This window comes from Stenotrophomonas sp. YJH_SMC_53, from assembly GCF_059369995.1.
On the sequence record NZ_JCAFTF010000003.1, the window covers coordinates 163,343 to 182,556 of the forward strand.

Here is a 19,214-nt window from a genome sequence, read left to right on the forward strand (position 1 = left end):
ATGAGCGCCAGCGCCTGGTTCGCCCTTTCGCTGCTGGTGCTGGCGGCCGGCGTCGCCCTGCTCGGTATCGCCGGCTGGGTGCGCAGCCATCGCGAGCACCGCACCTCAGCCACACTGAAAACCGCGCTGCAGCCGCGTGAGGAAGGCCGCGACACCGAGGCCACGCGCCGCGACTCGCTGGGCTGGATCGAGCGCTTCGGGCGCTCGCTCAGTGGCGGCCGCCTGGAGGCTGCGCTGCTTGCCAACGAAGACAAGCTGCTGTTGGACCTGGCTGGCTGGAACACGCGCCGTGGCACCGCGATCTATCTCGGCCTGCGCCTGCTGCTTGCCCTGTTGGTGCTGGCGCTGGCGCTGGCGTTCAGCAGCGCGCACGGGCTTGCCAAGGTGATGGTGGTGATCGGTGCGCTGGCGGCCGGGCTGCTGCTGCCCAAGTTCGTGCTGTCGTCGTGGGTCAGGCGCCGCCGCCGCGCGGTCGAGAACGAGCTGCCCCTGCTGATCGACCTGCTGCGCCTGCTGCAGGGCGTGGGCTTCAGCATGGACCAGAGCCTGCAGACCCTGGGTGACAAGCTGCGCGATGCATTGCCGGTACTCGGCGGCGAACTGCAGGAAGCCAATGTGGCCTATACCCATGGCCGCACGCGCGCGCAGTCGTTGCGGCGTCTGAGCGAGGTCTACGCCGATGATGACCTGGCCAGCCTGATGCAGTTGATCCTGCAGGTGCATGCGCACGGCGGCGCAGTGCAGGAGCCGTTGCGCCAGTTCAGCATCCGCCTGCGCGAACAGCGCCGCAACGCGTTGAAGGAAAAGGTCGGCAAGCTCTCGGTGAAGATGACCGTGGTGATGATGCTGACCCTGTTGCCGGCACTGATGCTGGTGCTTGCCGGCCCGGCGCTGGTCGCGCTGGCCACCACCCTGTCCAAGATGGGATCTCCCTGATGCCTGCCCTGCGCACCTCCTGCCTGCTGCTTGCCGTCGCCCTCGCCGCCCTGGCCAGTGGCTGCGCCTCGACCACACCGAAATATGTGCGGGCGCCCAGCCTTGCGCCGCCGGAACCCGATCCGCAGGACAGCCGCAACGCCTATCTGGAGCTGATCGAACGCATGCAGCAGCAGGGCGCCTGGTATGCCTCGCTGGCCCACGTGGAGGCCTTCCGCCAGCGCTATGGTGATCGCCCTGCCCTGCGCCTGCTGCAGGCCGACGCACTGCGCGAGACCGGCCAGGCCGACGCGGCGGTCACGCTGTATCGCGAGCTGTCCAGCGGGCCGCAGGCCGCGGCGGCCGCCCACGGCCTGGGCCTGATCGCTGCACGCCGCGACGACGACGCCGGAAGCGAACAGGCGCTGGCGCGCGCCACGCAGCTGCAGCCCTTGAACACCGACTATCTGGGCGACCTGGGCTATGCACGGCTGCGTGCCGGCCAGTTCGATCAAGCCCGCGAGCCGCTGGCCAAGGCCCTGGAACTTTCACCGGGCAACGCCAAGGCAACGGCCAACCTTGCACTCTGGGCGGTACTGCGCGGCGACCAGGCCACGGCGGAGCGGCTATCGGCACAGGCCAGCCTCAACGAGGAAACGCGCCGAAGCATCCAGCAGCAGGCCCAGCAGATCCGCACGCGCCTGCAGCAACGACAGGCCGCTGCCGCCGCCAACGCAGCCACACCTGCACACACGGCCAGCGTCGAGAGTGGCGCTCGTGCATCGGGCGGCGCACGGCTGGCGGGCGAACCCCGCCGCGACCCGCGCGTCCAACGCGATCCGCAGCGCCTGCCACCCTCGATGCTGGAACGCTTCAGCGCCACCGACCACCCGACCGGAAGCACACCATGACCGCGATGCGCCAGACCCGACGCCTGTTGCCCGTGCTGTGCTGCCTGCTTGTGGCCGGTGCCGTGCAGGCACAGCAACAGCCATTGACCGGACAGATGCTCGGTGGCCCCTCGCTGTCGGCACCGGCTGCAGCGCCGATGCAGGCCGAGCCGCTTCCCAGCCTGGACATCGCCGCTCCCTCCGCATCCGCCGGGGGGGCCACGGCGCAAGCGACGACCATCGCAAACGACATCGCACCAGCATCGCCCGCAGCACCGCGCGCGCGCCTGCCCAGCGGCGAGGCCACCCGCAATCTGTTCCGCCTGCAGGCCTCCGGGCAGCAGGCCGGCCAGCGCCTGCCGATCCTGGGTGACCAGGCCACGCTGAGCTATGCGCGTTACCTGAAGAGCTTTGAACACGAGATCCCGGACTTCTTTGAGACCGATGTCTCCCGGTCCAGGGACGCCTCCTCCTCCGGACGCTGAGGTCGGCCATGAAACGCCCACGACAGTTCAGTTTCAGCCGCGCACGCGGCGGCATGTCGGTCACGATGATGCTGGTCATGCTGGCGCTGGTGGCCATGCTGGGCCTGATCGAGATCGGCTATCTGTTCTGGGCCAAGCGTGATGCGCAGAAGGTGGCCGACCTTGCCGCACTGGCCGGCGCACAGCGGCTGGAGCTGTGCAGCCCGGACAACAGCGACAACAGCGCTGCCCGGCAGAATGCGGTGGTCCAGAATGGGTTCGCAGGCACCCTGCAGATCCGCTGCGGCAACTGGAGCGCCAGCCGTGGCACCGGCACCCGCTTCGTCACCAGCGTCGATGCCAGCAATCCCCGCAATGCGGTTCAGGTGATCGCCGAGCGCAGCGTGCTGCCCTTCTTCGGTCAGACTTCCAGCCTGCCCGCCGTGAGCGTGCAGGCCGTGGCGCGCCGTGCCGAACCCACCGCGGTGTTTGCGGTCGGCTCGCAGCTGCTGCGGACCAATGGCGATTCAGTGCTGCTGTCCACCCTGCGCCTGGTTGGCCTGGACGTCACCAATGCCACGGTGCTGTCCTATGACGGCCTGGCGCAGGCCAACGTGACTCCGTCCGGCCTGCTGAAAGCGCTCAACATACCGGTAAGCGCCAACCTCAGCGTGGCCGACTTCAATCGCCTGCTGTCGGTCAACAAGATTTCGCTGGCACAGCTGGTCGATGCTACCGCCACCGTGGTCGGCCGTGACTCCGCAGTGGGGGTGCAGCTGCGCGCCCTGTCCGATCTGGTTGCCACCCAGCTGGACATCAACAAGCTCAACATCGTGCTTGGCAGCCAGTCCGGCGGCGGCGGCCTGTTTGCCGAAGTTGTCTCGCCCGACGGCACGGTCGGCAGCGCACTGGAGTCACAGATCAACGTGCTCAACCTGATCAACACCGCGATCTCCATCGCCAACGATGGCAACGGCGTGGCGGTCAAGGGACTGGACCTGCTGGGCATCAGGATCCAGGCCGGCGTGGTCGAGCCGCCATCGATCGCCATCGGCGGCGTCGGCAGCCGTGCCTACAACGCGCAGGTGCGGCTGATGGCGGACGTGGACAGCAACAACCTGTTCGCGCTGGGGCCGCTGCTGAACCTGCTTGGCACGCGCCTGCACCTGCCGTTGCACGTCGACGTGGCCAACGGCATGGGCACCTTGACCGGCATCCAGTGCGGCGGCAGTCCACCCAAGGCCACGATCCAGGTGGACTCGTCGGTGCTGCGCGCCTGCGTCGGCAATGTCGACCCCGCACAGCGCTTCTCCAAGGCCAATGTCTGCGATGCCACGCTGCAGGACGAACAGCTGCTGAAGCTGCTGGGCCAACCATTGATCAACGACAGGATTGCCCTGCCCGCCCTGACCAGCACGCAGACCCTGACCCTGGCCGCCGGCGAGACCGGCTCGACCCGGTTCAATCCGCTCGCAATTGGTGACGCAGTGTCGAGCCTGGTCAACGAACTGCTACGGGTGCTGTCGGGCATGCTCAATTCGCCCAAGCAGGGCATGAACGCCAACGACACCGCCAAGGCGCTGGCCGATCGCTATCTGCAGGCGGCGTTTCCCACGGGTGGGCGCTACGACATCGACAAGCTCATTCCACTGCTGCGCGACGGCGATCCCGGCAAGCAGCTGGCTCCGCTGAACAGCTGGACCGTGCCGGGTGGGCTGCCATATGCGTGCGGGCTGCTCAACCTGACCACCTGCCACAAGGACGGGCCGGTCTGGGATGCGCTGAAGGTTACGGTCACCGGCCAGGGACTGGGCGTGCTCGACGGTCTGCTCGGCTCGCTGGTCGGCGGCCTGCTGATCAACCGCTGCGACAGCCTGCTCGGCAACCTGATCGATTACAACGGCTGCGTGCGCAACAATCTGGCGTCCTACATCCAGACCGCACCGGCCGGCTTTCTCGATGGTGCCGGGGGAACGGGTGTCACCAACCCCGATGGCAGCGTCAGCTGCAGCGGACTGCTGTGCACCCTGCTGAAGCCGATCCTGGCCGCACTGCGGCCGGTGCTCAACAGTATTGGCACCCTGCTGACCAACCTGCTGGCCAGCGTGCTGGGCGTTGAACTGGGCCGGACCGACGTCAATGTGCAGTCGATCCAGTGCAGCGCCGCACAACTGGTCTACTGACCGGTGACGGGCGCCCTTGGCGGCGCCCACACCCATGCTAGACTCCCGGCGGGGAACCACCTTCATCTCAACCCACACTCATCCGTGGATGGTCTAGACATGCGAGAAACTTCAGGGGGCGCGGTCTTTGCCCGGCACGCGCGCAGCGCGGCAGTGCTGGCCGTGGTCATGATGCTGGTGGCACCGGCAGCGATGGCTGCACGTGCCGACCGCGAGGCGGCAGCCGAACCGGCGCGCAGCGCGCCTGTGGTGCGCAATACCGTGGACGAACTCAAGCAGTTGATGGACTCGCGCCAGCTGACCGAGCTGCGCACCACCTACAACGGCAACTATGGCGCCAGCCTGCTGTTCAATGCCAACACCCTGACCTACTACGTCGCCCTGTTCCAGGAGAAGAACTTCTGGCGGGTGATCAAGACCGATGCGGTGGACAACGCCGAGCGCGTCTACCGCACCTTCGCGCAGCAGTCCGAACAGCTCGCCCAGGTCTACATCGACACCACCCGTCTTGAAGCCGGCAAGCGCTACACCGAGCGCCTGGTGGCCTACAACGAAGAACGCCTGCGCACCCTGCAGCAGGAAATGGAACAGCAGCAGGCGCAGTCGGCACAGGTCAGCGCGGCCCTGCAGCAGGCCCAGCAGCAGGCCGTGAGCCTCAGCACCGACGTGCAGAGCACCAACAGCCAGCTGGACGCCCTGCAGCGCCGCATCCAGATCCTGCAGGCCGAACAGGGCAACCCGGAGTTGAGCCTGCCCAAGCCGGACAGTGTGCCCGTACCGGCCGCCGCAAGCGACGGTCGCTGAGAGCTGCACTCACGGTACTCACGCGACGGCGCCCTATGGCGCCGTTGTCGTTTTCGGCACTTCAGCGTCCCGCATCACTGGCAGGCGTCGTAGACCGCGTCATCCAGCTGCCGGCGCTGCACGAAATCCAGGCGCCGACGCTTGAGCAACGCCTTCTCACGATCACGCCGGGCACGCTCGCAGGCTGCCGCATCCGTGCTGATCGTGATCAGCGCACCGTGCGCCCGCGCCGCACGCCGTGGCCGTGGCGTTGGCTTCGGTGTCGAGGCCGCTGGCGCCACAGCGCCGCGGGACAATGACTGCTCCGCGGGCACGTCCCAGCGCCATGCGGCACGCCCCTGGCAGGGTGTCTGCTGGTAGACCGGGTGCGGTCCATCCACGCACTTGTAGACATGGGTCTGTGCCGGCGCTGCCATGGGCAGCAGCAGGCACAGCATCAGCGACCATCGCATGGCGGGCGTCCGTGCGTTCCTGTGGCGGGCTGCGCTCATCCTCGGCATACGGCTCCCGTCCTGCCAGAGCGATACGCGTCACATCCGATGCAATCCAGCACAGCCGTGCAAGTCGGTCGCCTGCGCCTGCGCTGTACTGCCGAAGGCACCGGCATCCTGCCGAAGCCTTCCCTCCCTTCCGCCAAGGAACCTGCAATGAGCAACTTCGTCACCGTCGCCGATGGCGCCCGCATCTTCTACAAGGATTGGGGCACCGGCCAGCCGATCGTGTTCGCCCACGGTTGGCCGCTGTCTTCCGATGCCTGGGATCCGCAGATGCTGTTCATGGGCCAGAACGGCTTCCGCGTGGTCGCCCACGATCGCCGCAGCCACGGACGCTCCAGCCAGACCTGGAACGGCAACAACATGGACACCTATGCCGATGACCTGGCCGCGGTGATCGAAGCGCTGGACCTGAAGGACGCGATCCTGGTCGGCCATTCCACCGGCGGCGGTGAAGTGGCCCATTACATCGGCCGCCACGGCAGCGCGCGCGTGGCCAAGGTGGTGCTGGTCGGCGCCGTGCCGCCACTGATGCTGAAGACCGCTGGCAACCCCGCCGGCACCCCGCTGGAGGTCTTCGACGGCATCCGCAAGGGTACCGGCGGCGACCGTTCGCAGTTCTTCAAGGACCTGACCACCCCGTTCTTCGGCGCCAACCGGGATGGCAACAACGTCACCCAGGGCATGCGCGATGCGTTCTGGCTGCAGGGCATGCTCGGTGGCGTCAAGGGCCAGTACGACTGCGTGCACGAATTCTCGGAAGTGGACTACACCGAGGACCTGAAGAAGATCGACGTGCCGGCGCTGGTCGTGCACGGCGATGACGACCAGATCGTGCCGTTCGACGCCTCGGCCAAGCTGTCCTCGCAGATCATCAAGGATGCCGAACTGAAGGTGTACGCCGGTGCGCCGCATGGCCTGACCATCACCCACGCCGACCAGTTCAACGCCGACCTGCTGGCGTTCGCACGCAAGTGAGGTATCGCGGCGGCGCCCCACAGCGCCGCCGCTCCTTCGGTAGTGCCGGCCGCTGGCCGGCAACCCGATCAATCCATCGCAATCTGCACAGCCGGCCAGCGGCCGGCTCTACCAAGGGCAGCTCAGATATCGCTGTGATGGTGTGGTACCCCGGTCTTCGGCAGCCGATCATGGCCACCCACGAAGTGGCGTACCACCGGTGCGCGCTCACCGCGATGCAGTTCCCGCAGCACTTCCTGGATCGCCTTGTCGTCGGCGGTGATGCGCTCATGCTGGCGCAGGTGCTCCAGCCACGACGGGGTCACGAAATACTCCAGGTGGATGCCCGGGCTGGCCACGTCCTCGACCACGCCCCAGACCACGGCGCCATCGCGGCGGCGGATCGTGCCCAGCGCGCGCATCTGCGCCTGGAACGTGGCACGATCAGCATCATCGATGCGGTACTCGATGGTGACCAGCACCGGGCCTCGATCGTTCGACACCGGCACCGACAGCTCGGGTGCCGGCCAGTGCCCGGCCGGGCGCAGGTTCAGGTCTTCGGTGCCGGCGATGCGCACGCGCCACACCAGCAACCCACCGATCACCGCACCGGCCGCTGCCACCAGCAATGCAAGTTCGGGCGAGGTGCGCTGAGCGAGCGCGCCCCAGCTCAGGCCGCCGGCGGCCATGCCGGCAGAGAACACCATGATGTACAGCGCAAGCGCACGCGCACGTACCCATGCCGGAACCGCAGTCTGCGCAGCGATCTGCAGCGACGACAGCACGGTGATCCACGCAAAACCATTGACCAGCATCACCGCCGGAAGCACGTACCAGCTGCGGGTCAGCGCCAGCCCGACCAGGCTCAGGGCCAGCGACAACGTCGCCAGCAGCACCAGCAGGTCGCGATCCATCCGTGCGCGCAGCTTCGGCAGCAGCAACGCACCACCCACTGCGCCGATGCCGATGCAGCCCAGCAGCATGCCGTACTGCCCCGCCCCACCCTGCATCTGCCCACGCACTACCACCGGCAACAGCGCGTTCATTGCCGCGGCGAAGAAGAAGAAGCCGACCGACTTGATCAGCACCGCCTGCAGCCGTCCGGCACGGCTCGCGTAGCGCAGGCCCGCTTTCAATCCGGCACCGAAGCCTTCCGGCGGCAAGCTCGACTGCTTTGGGTCGCGCTTCCAGCCCCACACCACGAACAGCATCGCGGCGAAGGTGATGGCATTGAAGCCGAACGCCCAGACCGCACCCAGCTGGGCGACGATCACGCCGCCGATGGCCGGGCCGATCGAACGGGCGATATTGATGCCGATCGAGTTCAGCGCCACCGCCGAGGCCAGCATCGGCTGTGGCACCAGTTCGGAGACGATGGCGGCCTGCGCGGGCATTGCCATCGCCGCACCGCAGCCCATGCAGAAGGTCAGCAGCACCAGCAACTGCGGGGTCAGCAGGTCCATCGCGGTCAACGCAGCCATCGCTGCGGCCACCAGCAGCATCCAGCCCTGGGTCGCCAACAGGTACTTCCGACGATCGACAATGTCGGCCAGGGTGCCGGCAGCGAGCGCCAGCAGCACGATCGGCACCGTGGTGGCCGACTGCACCAGGGCCACCATCAGCGGCGAACCGGTGCGCTCGGCCATCACCCAGGCGGCGGCCACATCATTGACCCAGGTGCCGATGTTGCTGGCCAGGATTGCCAGCCAGATCGAACGGAACATCTGGATCTTCAGCGGGGACCAGGCACCTGCGTCCTGTACGGGGGGTTGCGACGCGGTTGCGTTCACCATTGCCATGCTCCAACGATCGAGGCGAACAGCGTGTCCTGGCCTCCAGCCTGCTTCAGTGCAGGACCGGCGTCGACCCAGGCCAGCTGCAGCTGCCATTGCCAGTGTTCGCTGGCCTGCCAGCGGGTTTCGGATTTGTACTGGGTGCCGATGCGGCGCGCGCCACCGGCGCTGCCCGGCAACGCCACCAGCGGCGCCGGCGTGGTGTAGACCGCATCGGCACGACGATGCTTCCAGGCCATCTGTACGCCCAGTTCCGTCGTCACCGCGTCGTGCAGGCGCAGGGACAGGGTCGGCTGCAGGTCCATCAGATTGGCCGGAGCCAGCAGGCTGGCCTCGCTGAAGTAGGCCGATTTCGGGAACAGTGCATTGAAGGTGCCCAGTCGCCGGTCGTGCAGGTTGCCATCGCCACTGGCGATGTCGGCCTTCAGCCCCAGCCGCGGTTGCAGTGGCCGCTCCCTCCAGCGCCAACCCGTGTCGGTCGCCAGCGTCCAGGCACGGACGTCGAGTGGGCCGGTGGCGGCACGCAGTTCACCGCCCTGCGCCACCAGCTCACTGTTCCAGTCCAGCAGACCTGACTGGCCGAACCAGCGCGCACCGAGTGTCTGCCGGCGCTCGGTTCCCGAGCCCGCCGCAAAGCGCGCACCGTCGCGACGATAGTCCAGCAGGTACAGATCCCACTGTCCCACGCCCTGCCCGCGTGCCGCGGTGGCATAGGCACCCCACAGGTGCGCACCGTGTTCGCTGCGATCATCAAAGGCACCCGGCCGGTTCTCGACCGGCCGCAGGGCCATCAGGTCAAGCGTGCCGAGCCGCCCCTTCCAGCCCAGGCGCGCACCATCGAAGGCCAGGCGGATGTTCGGCCCATCGCGTACCGACAACAGCCGCGAGCTGCCATAGCCGGCTTCCTGCCGGCCGAGCTGCACATGGAAGCCACCGCGCTGCCAGCGCCAGTACGCCTGCTGCACGTCCAAGGCACCACGGTCGGTGCGGCCCGGGCCGCCTGCCTTGCCATTCTCGGCATGCACGCCCAGCTGCAGTTTTACCTGCCAGGTGTCCTCCACATAGGTGGCCGAAGCCAGTGCGCGCAGCAGGCCATAGCCATCTTCGCTGCCGCCGATACCAAACCGGGTCGGGTCGTAGTACAGGCCACGCAGGCGCAGCGATGCGTCCAGCTGCAGCTCGCCGTTGCCCGCGTCGCTGCAGCGGCCGCCCTCGCAGGCCAGCGCCAGCGAGGGCACGGACAGCAGCGCCAGGCTCAGAACGCGAAGCACGAGCATCCCATCGCGCCCCAGAACCCGGCCAGGTCATCGGTCGGCGCCGCGTGATGCGCGGCATGACCGTGAGCACCATGCGTACTGCAGGCCACACCGTGATGGTGGCGATGGGCAGCGGCCAATCCGGTGGCGGCACCACCAACGTGGTAACCACCGAACCGGTTGACCGGCGACCAGTCCGGCATCGCCGGCGGCAGCTGCGGCGCCAGCCCAGCATAATCGCCGTCGGCGTGCACGATGCGCCCGCCGACCACGGTCAGCATGCTGGTGATGTCGGCGATCTGCGCGTCGTCGACGCGGAAGAAATCGGCCGAGAGCAGGATGAAGTCGGCCAGCTGACCAACCTTCAATGTCCCCTTCACTGCTTCGTCGCCGGAGAACCAGGCGCTGCCCTGGGTCCACAGGCGCAGCGCCTGCTCGCGTTCGAGCAGGTTTTCCTCGCCATACAGGGCCAACCCGCCCACGGTGCGCCCGGTCACCAGCCAGGACAACGCCACCCACGGGTTGTAGCTGGCCACGCGGGTGGCGTCGGTGCCTGCGCCCACCGGCACGCCCTCGGCCAACATGCGCTTGACCGGCGGCGTGTGCCGTGCCGCCTGCACGCCGTAGCGCTCGACGAAGGCTTCGCCCTGGTAGGCCATGCGGTGCTGCACGGCGATACCCCCACCCAGCGCGCGGATGCGCTCGATATTGCGCGGAGTGATGGTCTCGGCGTGGTCGATGAACCAGTGCAGGCCATCGAATGGCACCTCGCGGTTGACCTGTTCGTATACATCCAGGATGCGGGTGATGCTCTCGTCGTAGGTGGCGTGGATGCGGAACGGCCAGCGCTTCTCGACCAGCAGCTTCACCACGTCGTGCAGTTCGGGCTCCAGCTCCGGCGGCAGTTCCGGGCGCGGCTCGTTGAACAGTTCGAAGTCGGCGGCGGAGAACACCAGCATCTCGCCCGCGCCGTTGTGGCGCAGCAGGTCATCGCCCTGGCGCGGCTGCAGGATCTCGCTCCAGCCACGGAAGTCATCCACTTCCCTGCCCTTGTTCTGGGTGAACAGGTTGTAGGCGATGCGCACCGTCAGCTGGTCATCGCGATGCAGCTGCTCGATGACCTGGTAGTCCTCGGGGTAGTTCTGGAAGCCACCGCCGGCGTCGATCACCGAGGTGATGCCAAGCCGGTTCAGTTCGCGCATGAAGTGGCGCGTCGAGTTGGCCTGGTACTCGATCGGCAGGCGCGGGCCCTTGGCCAGCGTCGCGTAGAGGATCAGCGCATTCGGCTTGGCCAGCAGCAGCCCGGTCGGGTTGCCCAGCGAATCGCGCACGATCTGGCCACCCGGCGGATCCGGTGTGTCCTTGCTGTAGCCGCAGGCGCGCAGCGCGGCGCGGTTGAGCAGTGCGCGGTCATACAGGTGCAGCAGGAACACCGGCGTATCCGGTGCGATGTCGTTGAGCTCCTGCAGCGTCGGCAGGCGCTTCTCGTTGAACTGCGCGGCGGTAAAGCCACCGACCACACGGACCCACTGCGGCGCGGGAGTACGGTCTACCTGGGCCTTCAGCATGTCCAGGGCATCGCCCAGCGAACGCAGGCCGTCCCAGCGCAGTTCCAGGTTGTAGTTCAAGCCACCACGGATGAGGTGGGTATGGCTGTCGTTGAGGCCGGGCAGCAGGCGCCGGCCCTGCGCGTCGATCAGCGTCGCTTCATTGCCCCAGCCGCGCATGATCTCCTCGTCGCTGCCGACGGCGACGATGCGGCCTTCCTGTACAGCCAGCGCCTGCGCATGCGGCTGCTGCGGGTCGAGGGTGGTAATGCGGGCATTGCGGATGACCAGCGTGCTCATGCGACGCTCCTTGGAAGTGGAATCGAGTGCGGCACCGGCGCGACCTGCCAGGCCGAGCGCAACAGCGGCGCCGCTGGCCAGCACCACGTTGCGGCGGCCGTGATCGAGGGGATCGTGACTCATGCGAATTCTCCCGGAAAGCGTTGGCCGTCCAGCGCCCAGGCGCCGGGGCCGGCCAGCGCGAGGGCCAGCAGCACCGTGGTCCACATCAACGGGTACTCACTGCCGCCGCGCATCCAGAACCAGCCCTTGGGCAGGGCCAACAGCACGGTGAAGCCGATGAAGGCAGCCGCCGCAAGCGCAGCGATGCGGGTCTGCCACCCCAGCAGCACGGCCAGCCCGGACAACACCTGCAGCAAGGCCAACAGCAATGGCAACGGTGCCACTGCCGGCAGCCCGAAACCGCGCAGCTCGGTGGCGAAGCCGGAAAGCCCCGGTCCCCCGAACCAGCCGAACAGCTTGCCCAGCGCGTGCGGCAGCAGGAAGCCTCCTGCCGCCACGCGCAGCATCAGCAGGGCCAGGTCGAGGCCATGGCCGGCAACCATGCTCAGTGCCCGCCTTCCTGCGCACCGAACATCCGCTTGGCGTACTGGATGCCGATGCCGTAGCCGCCAGCGTGATCGCGCGCAATGCCGGTGGTCAGGTCGTAGGTTTCACCCCGTGCCCAGTCGCGCTGCAGTTCGAGCAGGTACTGCACGCTGGTCATCGGCACCCCGCCGGCCTGCACCATGCGGGTGATCGCACGCTCGTGCGCTTCCTCGCTGACATCGCCACAGGCATCGGTGATCACATACACCTCAAAGCCCTGCGCCAGCGCCGACAGTGCCGGGCCGACGATGCAGACGCTGGTCCACAGGCCGGCGATGACCAGACGGCGCTTGCCGATGCGGTTGATCTCATCGATCACAGGCTGGTCTTCCCAGGTGTTCATCGAGGTGCGATCAAACACCGTCTGGCCCGGAAAGATCTGCGGCAGTTCCGGGAACATCGGCCCGGAGAACGATGCTTCGGCGACTGTGGTCAGCACGACCGGTACATTGAAGCCCTTGGCGCCCTTGCCGATCAGCGACACGTTGTTGCGCAGCGCGGAGATGTCGATGGTGTGGGTGGCGAACGCCATCTGCGACTGGAAGTCGATCAGCACCAGGGCGTGGTCGGTCGGCGACAGCAGCGCCGGGGCGGGAGTGGCGGTGGCAAGGCTCATGGGTGGACTCCGTTGGAAACACGATCAAGGGGATGCAACAGGGCGGCATCGCCGGCAACGTACTGGCCGGGGCTGCAGCCGGTCTCCGCGCGGAAGCTGCGGACGAAATGGCTCTGGTCGAAGAAGCCCAGCTGCTGGGCCAGGCAGGCCATCGGCAGCTGCGCGCCCGGCAGCAGCTGGCGCGCGCGCTCGATGCGACGGCGGCGGACATAGCGCAGCGGGCTGGCGCCGGTACCGGCGCGGAACAGGCGTACCAGATGGAAGCGGCTGACGCAGGCGGCCGCCGCCAGCTCGGTCACCCGCAGCGGCTGCGACAGATGCTCATCGACATAGCGCAGGGCGCGCTGCAACGCGGCGGCCTGTTGCGGTGCCAGTGAAGCGGCGGGCGGATCAGGCGGGAAGAGGGTGGCCATGCGGGACGCCGCGAAGGGGTGCCCCATGGTGCGTGACCCCTGCGTGATGCCCTACCCCCGTCGGTCGAGGCCAGCACCTACCCGAATGGGGGAGGCCGACGGCCGAGCAGGCGGCGCCCGAACAACCGCGCATCCAATGAATAGGCGCCAGGGCCCAGCATCAACAGCGCCAATGGCAGCACCGCCTGCGGCCACGGCGCCTGCTGCGCGAACATGCCCACGGCCGCCATCAGCGCCGCCAACGGCGTCAATGCACCCAGCACGAGCATCAGCACTGCCAGCAGGCACAACGCCGACCACCCGCCTGCCTGCATGCCGGGCGTGAACAGCGCAGCGGACAGGCACAACCGCAACCACAGCAGGCCGATGCCCGGACCGCGGTCGGGGAACATCACGAACAAGCGCTGCATGGCGGGGCTCCGGAGGGCATGCCGGCGTGATAGCCGACGCCGGCGCACGCCGCCTACCCCGTTCGGGTCACCCCGGACTGCCCCACACCTGCCAGAATGCGCGCCATGCGTGGCCGCCCCTTCCCGTCCGTGCGTCGCCTGCCGACGCTGCTGACGTGCCTGCTGCTGTTGACCTCCCTGCCCGCCTTTGCCGTGCAGCGCCCGCCGGTGAGCGGCGGGCTGCCCGATTACGAACACACCGCCTGGCGTGTCGGCCAGGGCGCGCCGGGCGATATCTGGGACATTGCCCAGGACCGTGAGGGCCTGTTGTGGCTGGCTACCGGCTCGGGCCTGTACCGCTTCGATGGCCGTCGCTTCGAACGGCAGGCGGCGCCCGCCGGCAGCCAGTTCCCGTCCACCAACATGGTCACGCTGGCGCATGCCGACGGCGGTGCGCTGTGGATCGGCTACTTCCAGGCCGGCATCAGCCAGTTCACGCATGGGCAGCTGCGCAGCTACGGCCGCGAGCAGGGGGTGCCGGTCGGCGTGGTCCCACGCTTCAGCCAGGATCGCCAGGGCCAGCTCTGGGCGGCGATCAATGGCGGGCTGCGCCGCTTTGACGGACATCGCTGGCAGCCACTGCCGGCCGCTGCCGGCCTGCCAGAGCGCCGTGTGCAGTGGGTGCTGCACGACAGCCGGGGCAGGTTCTGGGTGCTGGCCGACCTGAAGATCTGGATGCGTGCGGCGGGCCAGACCGCGTTCGAGGACACCGGCATCGCGGTCTCGCAGATGGCGACGCTGGCCGAAAGCCCGCAGGGTGAAGTGTGGCTGGCCGACCGGGTGAGAGGCACCTCGCCGCTGGCCAACGCGCAGGGTCTGCTGGCAGACAGCGAACGTGAGGCGCGGCGGTTGCCGGAACTGGTTGCTGCGCGCCTGCAGTTCACTGCCGATGGCGCGCTGTGGGCCACGATGAGCCCGCACGGCGGCGTCGCCCGCATCACCTTCGACGGCACCCGGGCCGTGCGCATGGAACGCTTCGATTCGCCGCAAGGACTGACCGCCACATCGGCAGTGCCGATCATCGTCGATCGCGAAGGCAATCTCTGGATTGGCACCAATCTCGGCCTCAACCGCTTCCGCGCACGCAGCGTCCACACCCTGGCGGTGGGCCCAAGCGATCCGTACCGCTCGCTGGTGCGGGCCAGTGATGGCCGCGTGTATGGCTATGGCGAAGACCTCAAGCCCTACGACCTGCGGCGCACCCTGCTCGATGGCAGCGCCACACAGCTGCAGGCCGCCGCGCGCCAGGCACCCACGCCGATCTGGCAGTTCGACTGGGTCAACCTCGCGCGCACGGTCGCCGGCCACACCACACTGATCCCGCTGCCGGCGCCGTTCACCGGGCAGCCGCTGCATGCCCTGTTGTTCCCCGATGACGGACAGGCCTGGGTCTGCACCGGCGAACGCGGGGTGCTGCACTACCAGCATGACCAGTGGCAGCGTGAAATCCGCCTGCCCGAGCAGGCCTGCTCATCGCTGGCGCTGGATGCCGATGGCCAGCTGCTGCTCGGCTATGCCGATGGCCGCCTGCGCCGCCTGGGTGCGAATGGCACCGAGACCTTCGACGCCGGGAACGGCCTGTCGGTAGGACCGATCACCGCGATGCTGCACCACCGGGACCTTCTGCTGGTCGCCGGCGAAGCGGGGCTGGCGGCACGGCTGGGCAACGGCCGGTTCGTTCCGGTGCGCACCGACATGGCCGGTGTCCTGGAGGGCATCACCGGCATGGTCGCCGATGCCAATGGACACCTGTGGCTAAACGGCAGCCGTGGCCTGGTACGGATGGAAAGCGGGTTGCTGCGCCGTGCCCTGCGCACCGGTCTGCCAGTGACGCCACGCCTGTTCGATGCCATCGACGGCATGCCCGGCATCGCCCTGCAGAGCGGACCGATCGCTACCGCCGCCCTGGCCGACGACGGCCTGCTGTGGCTGGCCACCAACCAGGGCCTGGCCTGGCTGGACACCACCCGCTCGCACGTCAATACGATGGCTCCCAGCGTGCGCATCGGCGAGGTGCTGTATGGCAGCGAGCACGCGCCGCTACGCGATGGCCTGCGCCTCCCGGCCGGCACCAGCCAGCTGCAGATTGACTACGTGGCGCTGTCGTTGGCACGTCCGGAGCGCAACCGCTACCGCTACCGCCTGTCGGGCGTGGATGACGGCTGGCAGGACGCTGGCAGCAGCACACGTGCGTACTACACCAACCTCGCGCCCGGCAGCTACCGGTTCGAGGTGGAAGCCGCCAACGAGGACGGCATCTGGAGCACCGCACCGGCCAGCCGCAGCTTCCGCATCGCTCCCACCTTCATGCAGACCGTGTGGTTCAAGCTGCTGTGCACCGCCGCCGTGCTTGCACTGCTGGTGCTGGCGGTACGCATCCGCAGCGGGCAGCTGGCCGCACTGTTCCGCGCCCGACTGCAGGAACGCAACGGCGAGCGCGAACGCATCGCGCGCGACCTGCACGACACCCTGCTGCAGGGTAGCCAGGGCCTGATCCTGCGCCTGCACGCGATCAGCCAGTCAGCGCAGACACCGGAGCCTGTGCGCAGTCAGCTTGAGTCAGCGATGCAGCTGGCCGAGCGCAACCTGGCCGAGGGTCGCGAGCGGGTCAATGCGCTGCGCGAGGCGCCGTTCGCGGGCCGCGACCTCGCTTCGGCGCTGGCCGACGTGCACGCCGAATACGCCGGGCATGGCATCAATCCCCTGCGCCTGACCGTGGAAGGCGCGACGCCACCGCTGCAGGCCGACGCGGCCGAAGAGGTGTTCCTGATCGGGCGCGAGGCCATCCGCAATGCGTTGCGCCATGCCAATGCCAGTGCCATTGAAGTGGAACTGTCCTATGGCACGCGTTGTTTCCTGCTGCACGTGCGCGACGACGGCGCCGGCATTGCCGACGAGAACGCCGGCCATGGCCATTGGGGCCTGCAGGGCATGCGTGAGCGCGCCCAGCGCCTCGGCGCGGAACTGCAGCTGTGGACCCGCCCCGGGCTGGGTACCGAGGTCGCGCTGGCGGTTCCCGCCCGTCGCCTGTATCACCGCCGCCCATCGCGTTGGCGCTGGCCCTGGAGTAGAACGAGCCATGACTGAATCCCCTACCCCGATCGGCGTACTGGTGGTCGATGATCACCCGTTGCTGCGTGACGGCCTGGCTGCGCTGCTGGGCGCCCATTCCGACCTGCGCCTGCTCGGCGAGGCCGCCGATGGCGAGGAAGCCATCGCGCGCTATCAGCAGCTGCAGCCAGACGTGGTACTGATGGACCTGCAGATGCCACGCCTGGATGGTGTGGAAGCCATCGTGCGGATCCGCGCGATGGATCCGCGCGCGCGCATCATCGTGCTGACCACCTACCGTGGTGACGTACGTGCGGTGCGGGCGCTGCAGGCCGGCGCCAGCGCGTACCTGCTGAAGGACATGCTGCGCCATGAACTGGTCGACACCATCCGCATGGTCGCCGGCGGCCGGCGCGCACCGATTCCCCCGGCCGTGGCGGCCAGCATCGCCGCGCATGTAGTGGAAGATCGCTTGTCGCCGCGCGAGACCGAGGTACTGCGGCACGTGGCCGGAGGGCTGTCGAACAAGCGCATCGGCGAGCGCATGCAGATTTCCGAGCAGACGGTGAAGGCGCACATGAAGAGCCTGATGGACAAGCTCGGCGTGGGTGATCGCACGCATGCGGTAACCCAGGCGCTGCGGCGCGGCATCATCAGCCTGGACGACAGCGGGCACGATTAGAGGGTTGTCCGGCAGGGCTGCGCCCTGCACCCACGGTAGTGCCGGCCGCTGGCCGGCAACCTCAACAGCAAAAGCGGGCTTTCCGTGGGATGGCGGGGCGGTGTCGGAGTGCGGGGACGCTGCAAGTACGTCCCTGTAAGCTTGGCAGCCGCATCCATGCGGCTGACACCCCGCACTCCGACACCGCCCCACCCCTGACAGATTCCGATAGCGGTTGGTAGGTGTCGATCTTGGTCGACACTTCTGTCAGATATCGAAATCAATCAGGGGTCAGATCCGTTTTCCTTCGGAAAACGGATCTGACCCCAAGAGCCATTCCAACAGACCGCAGGAACCTGTCGAAGGCGGGGTGGGTCCGGTTGCGGGGGCGTGAGCGCCATGGATGGCGCGACCGAGCCTTCAGGGATGGATTCACGGCGTCCCCCGCAACCGGACCCACCCCGCCTCCCTACAGGAACCCCGCTGTTGCTGTTGCTGTTGCTGTTGCCTCCAGCAGGTGCAGGGCTGCAAGCCCTGCCGAACACCCCCCCTACTTCAAACGCAGCAGCAGGCTGCCGCCCGCACACACCACCGCCAGCCAGGCCACGCCGTGCCACCCCCACTGCGCCAGCGCCAGGCTGCCCAGCGCACCACCGGCGGCCATGCCGATGAACATGCCGGTGAACAACAGCGCATTGAGCCGGCTGCGTGCCGGCGGCACCAGCCCGTAGACCAGGGTCTGGTGCGCCACCAGCGCCGACTGGAAGCCGAAGTCGAACAGCAGCGCACTCACCACCAGCAACGGCAACAGCGCGGCGGCCGGCAACCAGGCTTCGGCCAGCAGCAGGCCGAAGCCCAGCAGCGCCACCGCAATCGCCAGCCGTGCCACCGCATGGCACCCCAGTCGATCAGCGAAACGGCCGGCAAACGGCGCGGCCAATGCACCGGCCGCACCGGCGATACCGAACGCACCCGCCGCCGCACTGCCGAGGCCCAGACGTGCATGCAGCATCAGCGCCAGGGTCGACCAGAACGCGCTGAATCCCACGGCCAGCAGCGACTGGCTGGCCACCGCACGGCGCAGCTGCGGCTGCTCGCGCCACAACGCCAGCAACGAACCCAGCAACGCCGGATAGCGCAGCGTGCTGGTCGGCGCGAAACGCGGCAGTGCACGCGCCATCACCGCGCCCATCGCCGCCACGGATACCGCCGCCAGCACGAACTGCGTGCGCCAGCCCCACGCTTCAGCCACCACGCCACTGACCACCCTCGACAACAGGATGCCGAGCAGCAGGCCGGTCATCACCCGGCCGACGATCTGGCCGCGCTGCGCATCCGGTGCCAGCACCGCAGCGGCGGGAACGATGTCCTGCGCCAGCGTTGCCATCAGCCCGACCAGCAGGCTGGCCATCAGCAGGCCCGGCAGGTGCCCGGCCATCGCGGCGGCGCCCAGTGCCAGCGCCAGCAGCGCGGACTTCAACAGGATCAGATGGCGGCGGTCGAAGCGATCGCCCAGCGGTGCCAGCAGCAGGATGCCCAGTGCGTAGCCGAGCTGGGTCAAGGTTGGCACCAGGCCGGCGGCGCGCTCACCGGCGCCCAGGTCCTGGGCGATCAGGCCCAGCATGGGCTGGCTGTAATACAGCGACGCGACCGAGAAGCCGGCACCGGCCGCCATTGCCAGCACCAATGGGGCGGAAGGCACGGTCGCCGGTGCGGCCGCAACAGACAGCGAGGGGGTAGACATGGGGGAGCCCCGTAGAGGAAGTGGGCGTATCCTGCCTGTATTCGCCATACGTCTGTAGTAGGCTCTGGCACATATATTTCATACGCCAC

Annotated in this window: 17 protein-coding genes; 8 read left to right on the plus strand and 9 right to left on the minus strand. The window is 68.1% G+C overall.

From position 1 onward, the window contains the following. The 5 genes from AC5P7X_RS05965 (at window position 1) to AC5P7X_RS05985 (ending at window position 5,256) form a co-directional block, all read left to right on the plus strand. Window positions 1-936 carry a type II secretion system F family protein gene (locus AC5P7X_RS05965; protein WP_171957157.1) on the plus strand — a complete coding sequence of 312 codons (936 nt, stop codon included), beginning with the start codon at window positions 1-3 and terminating at the stop codon, window positions 934-936. Then, window positions 936-1,826: a tetratricopeptide repeat protein gene (locus AC5P7X_RS05970; protein ID WP_171957158.1), complete on the plus strand. Its 891-nt coding sequence runs from the start codon at window positions 936-938 to the stop codon at window positions 1,824-1,826. The genes AC5P7X_RS05965 and AC5P7X_RS05970 overlap by 1 nt, the downstream gene beginning before the upstream one ends. Further along, on the plus strand, window positions 1,823-2,290 hold the full coding sequence (locus tag AC5P7X_RS05975) for a DUF3613 domain-containing protein (protein WP_329843572.1): 468 nt from the start codon (window positions 1,823-1,825) through the stop codon (window positions 2,288-2,290). Before AC5P7X_RS05970 ends, AC5P7X_RS05975 begins: the two co-directional genes overlap by 4 nt. A gap of 8 nt (window positions 2,291-2,298) precedes the next feature. Then, window positions 2,299-4,452 (plus strand): TadG family pilus assembly protein, encoded by a 2,154-nt coding sequence (locus tag AC5P7X_RS05980; protein ID WP_495214615.1) that lies wholly within the window; start codon window positions 2,299-2,301, stop codon window positions 4,450-4,452. Window positions 4,453-4,551: 99 nt separating this feature from the next. Then, complete coding sequence (locus AC5P7X_RS05985; RefSeq protein WP_495214616.1) at window positions 4,552-5,256, plus strand: DUF2968 domain-containing protein; 705 nt, start codon at window positions 4,552-4,554, stop codon at window positions 5,254-5,256. A gap of 74 nt (window positions 5,257-5,330) precedes the next feature. Here the strand turns inward: AC5P7X_RS05985 and AC5P7X_RS05990 are convergent, their stop codons facing one another. After that, a complete protein-coding gene (locus AC5P7X_RS05990) occupies window positions 5,331-5,708 on the minus strand; it encodes a hypothetical protein (protein ID WP_495214617.1) in 378 nt (125 codons plus the stop codon). A gap of 195 nt (window positions 5,709-5,903) precedes the next feature. Between AC5P7X_RS05990 and AC5P7X_RS05995 the strand changes: the two genes are divergently transcribed. Beyond that, window positions 5,904-6,728 carry an alpha/beta fold hydrolase gene (locus AC5P7X_RS05995; protein ID WP_065196126.1) on the plus strand — a complete coding sequence of 275 codons (825 nt, stop codon included), beginning with the start codon at window positions 5,904-5,906 and terminating at the stop codon, window positions 6,726-6,728. A 122-nt stretch (window positions 6,729-6,850) separates the two neighbouring features. Here the strand turns inward: AC5P7X_RS05995 and AC5P7X_RS06000 are convergent, their stop codons facing one another. From AC5P7X_RS06000 to AC5P7X_RS06030, 7 genes are all read right to left on the minus strand, one after another. After that, window positions 6,851-8,500 (minus strand): MFS transporter, encoded by a 1,650-nt coding sequence (locus tag AC5P7X_RS06000; protein ID WP_495214618.1) that lies wholly within the window; start codon window positions 8,498-8,500, stop codon window positions 6,851-6,853. Next, complete coding sequence (locus AC5P7X_RS06005; RefSeq protein WP_206620545.1) at window positions 8,494-9,777, minus strand: alginate export family protein; 1,284 nt, start codon at window positions 9,775-9,777, stop codon at window positions 8,494-8,496. Before AC5P7X_RS06005 ends, AC5P7X_RS06000 begins: the two co-directional genes overlap by 7 nt. Then, window positions 9,756-11,603, minus strand: a complete 1,848-nt coding sequence (locus AC5P7X_RS06010; protein WP_171955791.1) for an amidohydrolase — start codon at window positions 11,601-11,603, stop codon at window positions 9,756-9,758. The genes AC5P7X_RS06005 and AC5P7X_RS06010 overlap by 22 nt, the downstream gene beginning before the upstream one ends. A 119-nt stretch (window positions 11,604-11,722) precedes the next feature. After that, the gene (locus AC5P7X_RS06015; RefSeq protein WP_005417004.1) at window positions 11,723-12,148 is read right to left on the minus strand and encodes a DoxX family protein; all 426 of its coding nucleotides are present in this window, start codon (window positions 12,146-12,148) and stop codon (window positions 11,723-11,725) included. 2 nt (window positions 12,149-12,150) lie between these two features. Then, a complete protein-coding gene (locus tag AC5P7X_RS06020; protein ID WP_053501200.1) occupies window positions 12,151-12,807 on the minus strand; it encodes a hydrolase in 657 nt (218 codons plus the stop codon). Continuing rightward, the gene (locus tag AC5P7X_RS06025; protein WP_050562701.1) at window positions 12,804-13,247 is read right to left on the minus strand and encodes a helix-turn-helix transcriptional regulator; all 444 of its coding nucleotides are present in this window, start codon (window positions 13,245-13,247) and stop codon (window positions 12,804-12,806) included. The genes AC5P7X_RS06020 and AC5P7X_RS06025 overlap by 4 nt, the downstream gene beginning before the upstream one ends. A gap of 50 nt (window positions 13,248-13,297) precedes the next feature. Continuing rightward, window positions 13,298-13,630, minus strand: coding sequence for a hypothetical protein (locus tag AC5P7X_RS06030; RefSeq protein ID WP_005417009.1), 333 nt, complete (start codon window positions 13,628-13,630; stop codon window positions 13,298-13,300). A gap of 96 nt (window positions 13,631-13,726) precedes the next feature. Here AC5P7X_RS06030 and AC5P7X_RS06035 point away from each other — a divergent pair, with 96 nt between their 5' ends. After that, window positions 13,727-16,756 carry a sensor histidine kinase gene (locus AC5P7X_RS06035; RefSeq protein WP_346607818.1) on the plus strand — a complete coding sequence of 1,010 codons (3,030 nt, stop codon included), beginning with the start codon at window positions 13,727-13,729 and terminating at the stop codon, window positions 16,754-16,756. Further along, window positions 16,749-17,402, plus strand: a complete 654-nt coding sequence (locus AC5P7X_RS06040; RefSeq protein WP_005417012.1) for a response regulator — start codon at window positions 16,749-16,751, stop codon at window positions 17,400-17,402. The genes AC5P7X_RS06035 and AC5P7X_RS06040 overlap by 8 nt, the downstream gene beginning before the upstream one ends. Before the next feature lie 529 nt (window positions 17,403-17,931). Here AC5P7X_RS06040 and AC5P7X_RS06045 read toward each other — a convergent pair. Further along, on the minus strand, window positions 17,932-19,125 hold the full coding sequence (locus AC5P7X_RS06045; RefSeq protein WP_053499534.1) for an MFS transporter: 1,194 nt from the start codon (window positions 19,123-19,125) through the stop codon (window positions 17,932-17,934). Window positions 19,126-19,214: the final 89 nt, after the last annotated feature.

What these genes read in the sequence shown, in the direction of transcription:
- AC5P7X_RS05990 (WP_495214617.1), bottom strand. Translation starts at nt 5,708, where the DNA reads ATGCGATGGTCGCTGATGCTGTGCCTGCTGCTGCCCATGGCAGCGCCG.
- AC5P7X_RS06000 (WP_495214618.1), bottom strand. Translation starts at nt 8,500, where the DNA reads ATGGTGAACGCAACCGCGTCGCAACCCCCCGTACAGGACGCAGGTGCC.
- AC5P7X_RS06035 (WP_346607818.1), top strand. Translation starts at nt 13,727, where the DNA reads ATGCGCGCCATGCGTGGCCGCCCCTTCCCGTCCGTGCGTCGCCTGCCG.
- AC5P7X_RS06005 (WP_206620545.1), bottom strand. Translation starts at nt 9,777, where the DNA reads ATGCTCGTGCTTCGCGTTCTGAGCCTGGCGCTGCTGTCCGTGCCCTCG.
- AC5P7X_RS05970 (WP_171957158.1), top strand. Translation starts at nt 936, where the DNA reads ATGCCTGCCCTGCGCACCTCCTGCCTGCTGCTTGCCGTCGCCCTCGCC.
- AC5P7X_RS06020 (WP_053501200.1), bottom strand. Translation starts at nt 12,807, where the DNA reads ATGAGCCTTGCCACCGCCACTCCCGCCCCGGCGCTGCTGTCGCCGACC.
- AC5P7X_RS06030 (WP_005417009.1), bottom strand. Translation starts at nt 13,630, where the DNA reads ATGCAGCGCTTGTTCGTGATGTTCCCCGACCGCGGTCCGGGCATCGGC.
- AC5P7X_RS05965 (WP_171957157.1), top strand. Translation starts at nt 1, where the DNA reads ATGAGCGCCAGCGCCTGGTTCGCCCTTTCGCTGCTGGTGCTGGCGGCC.
- AC5P7X_RS06010 (WP_171955791.1), bottom strand. Translation starts at nt 11,603, where the DNA reads ATGAGCACGCTGGTCATCCGCAATGCCCGCATTACCACCCTCGACCCG.
- AC5P7X_RS05995 (WP_065196126.1), top strand. Translation starts at nt 5,904, where the DNA reads ATGAGCAACTTCGTCACCGTCGCCGATGGCGCCCGCATCTTCTACAAG.
- AC5P7X_RS05975 (WP_329843572.1), top strand. Translation starts at nt 1,823, where the DNA reads ATGACCGCGATGCGCCAGACCCGACGCCTGTTGCCCGTGCTGTGCTGC.
- AC5P7X_RS06015 (WP_005417004.1), bottom strand. Translation starts at nt 12,148, where the DNA reads ATGGTTGCCGGCCATGGCCTCGACCTGGCCCTGCTGATGCTGCGCGTG.
- AC5P7X_RS06045 (WP_053499534.1), bottom strand. Translation starts at nt 19,125, where the DNA reads ATGTCTACCCCCTCGCTGTCTGTTGCGGCCGCACCGGCGACCGTGCCT.
- AC5P7X_RS06040 (WP_005417012.1), top strand. Translation starts at nt 16,749, where the DNA reads ATGACTGAATCCCCTACCCCGATCGGCGTACTGGTGGTCGATGATCAC.
- AC5P7X_RS05985 (WP_495214616.1), top strand. Translation starts at nt 4,552, where the DNA reads ATGCGAGAAACTTCAGGGGGCGCGGTCTTTGCCCGGCACGCGCGCAGC.
- AC5P7X_RS05980 (WP_495214615.1), top strand. Translation starts at nt 2,299, where the DNA reads ATGAAACGCCCACGACAGTTCAGTTTCAGCCGCGCACGCGGCGGCATG.
- AC5P7X_RS06025 (WP_050562701.1), bottom strand. Translation starts at nt 13,247, where the DNA reads ATGGGGCACCCCTTCGCGGCGTCCCGCATGGCCACCCTCTTCCCGCCT.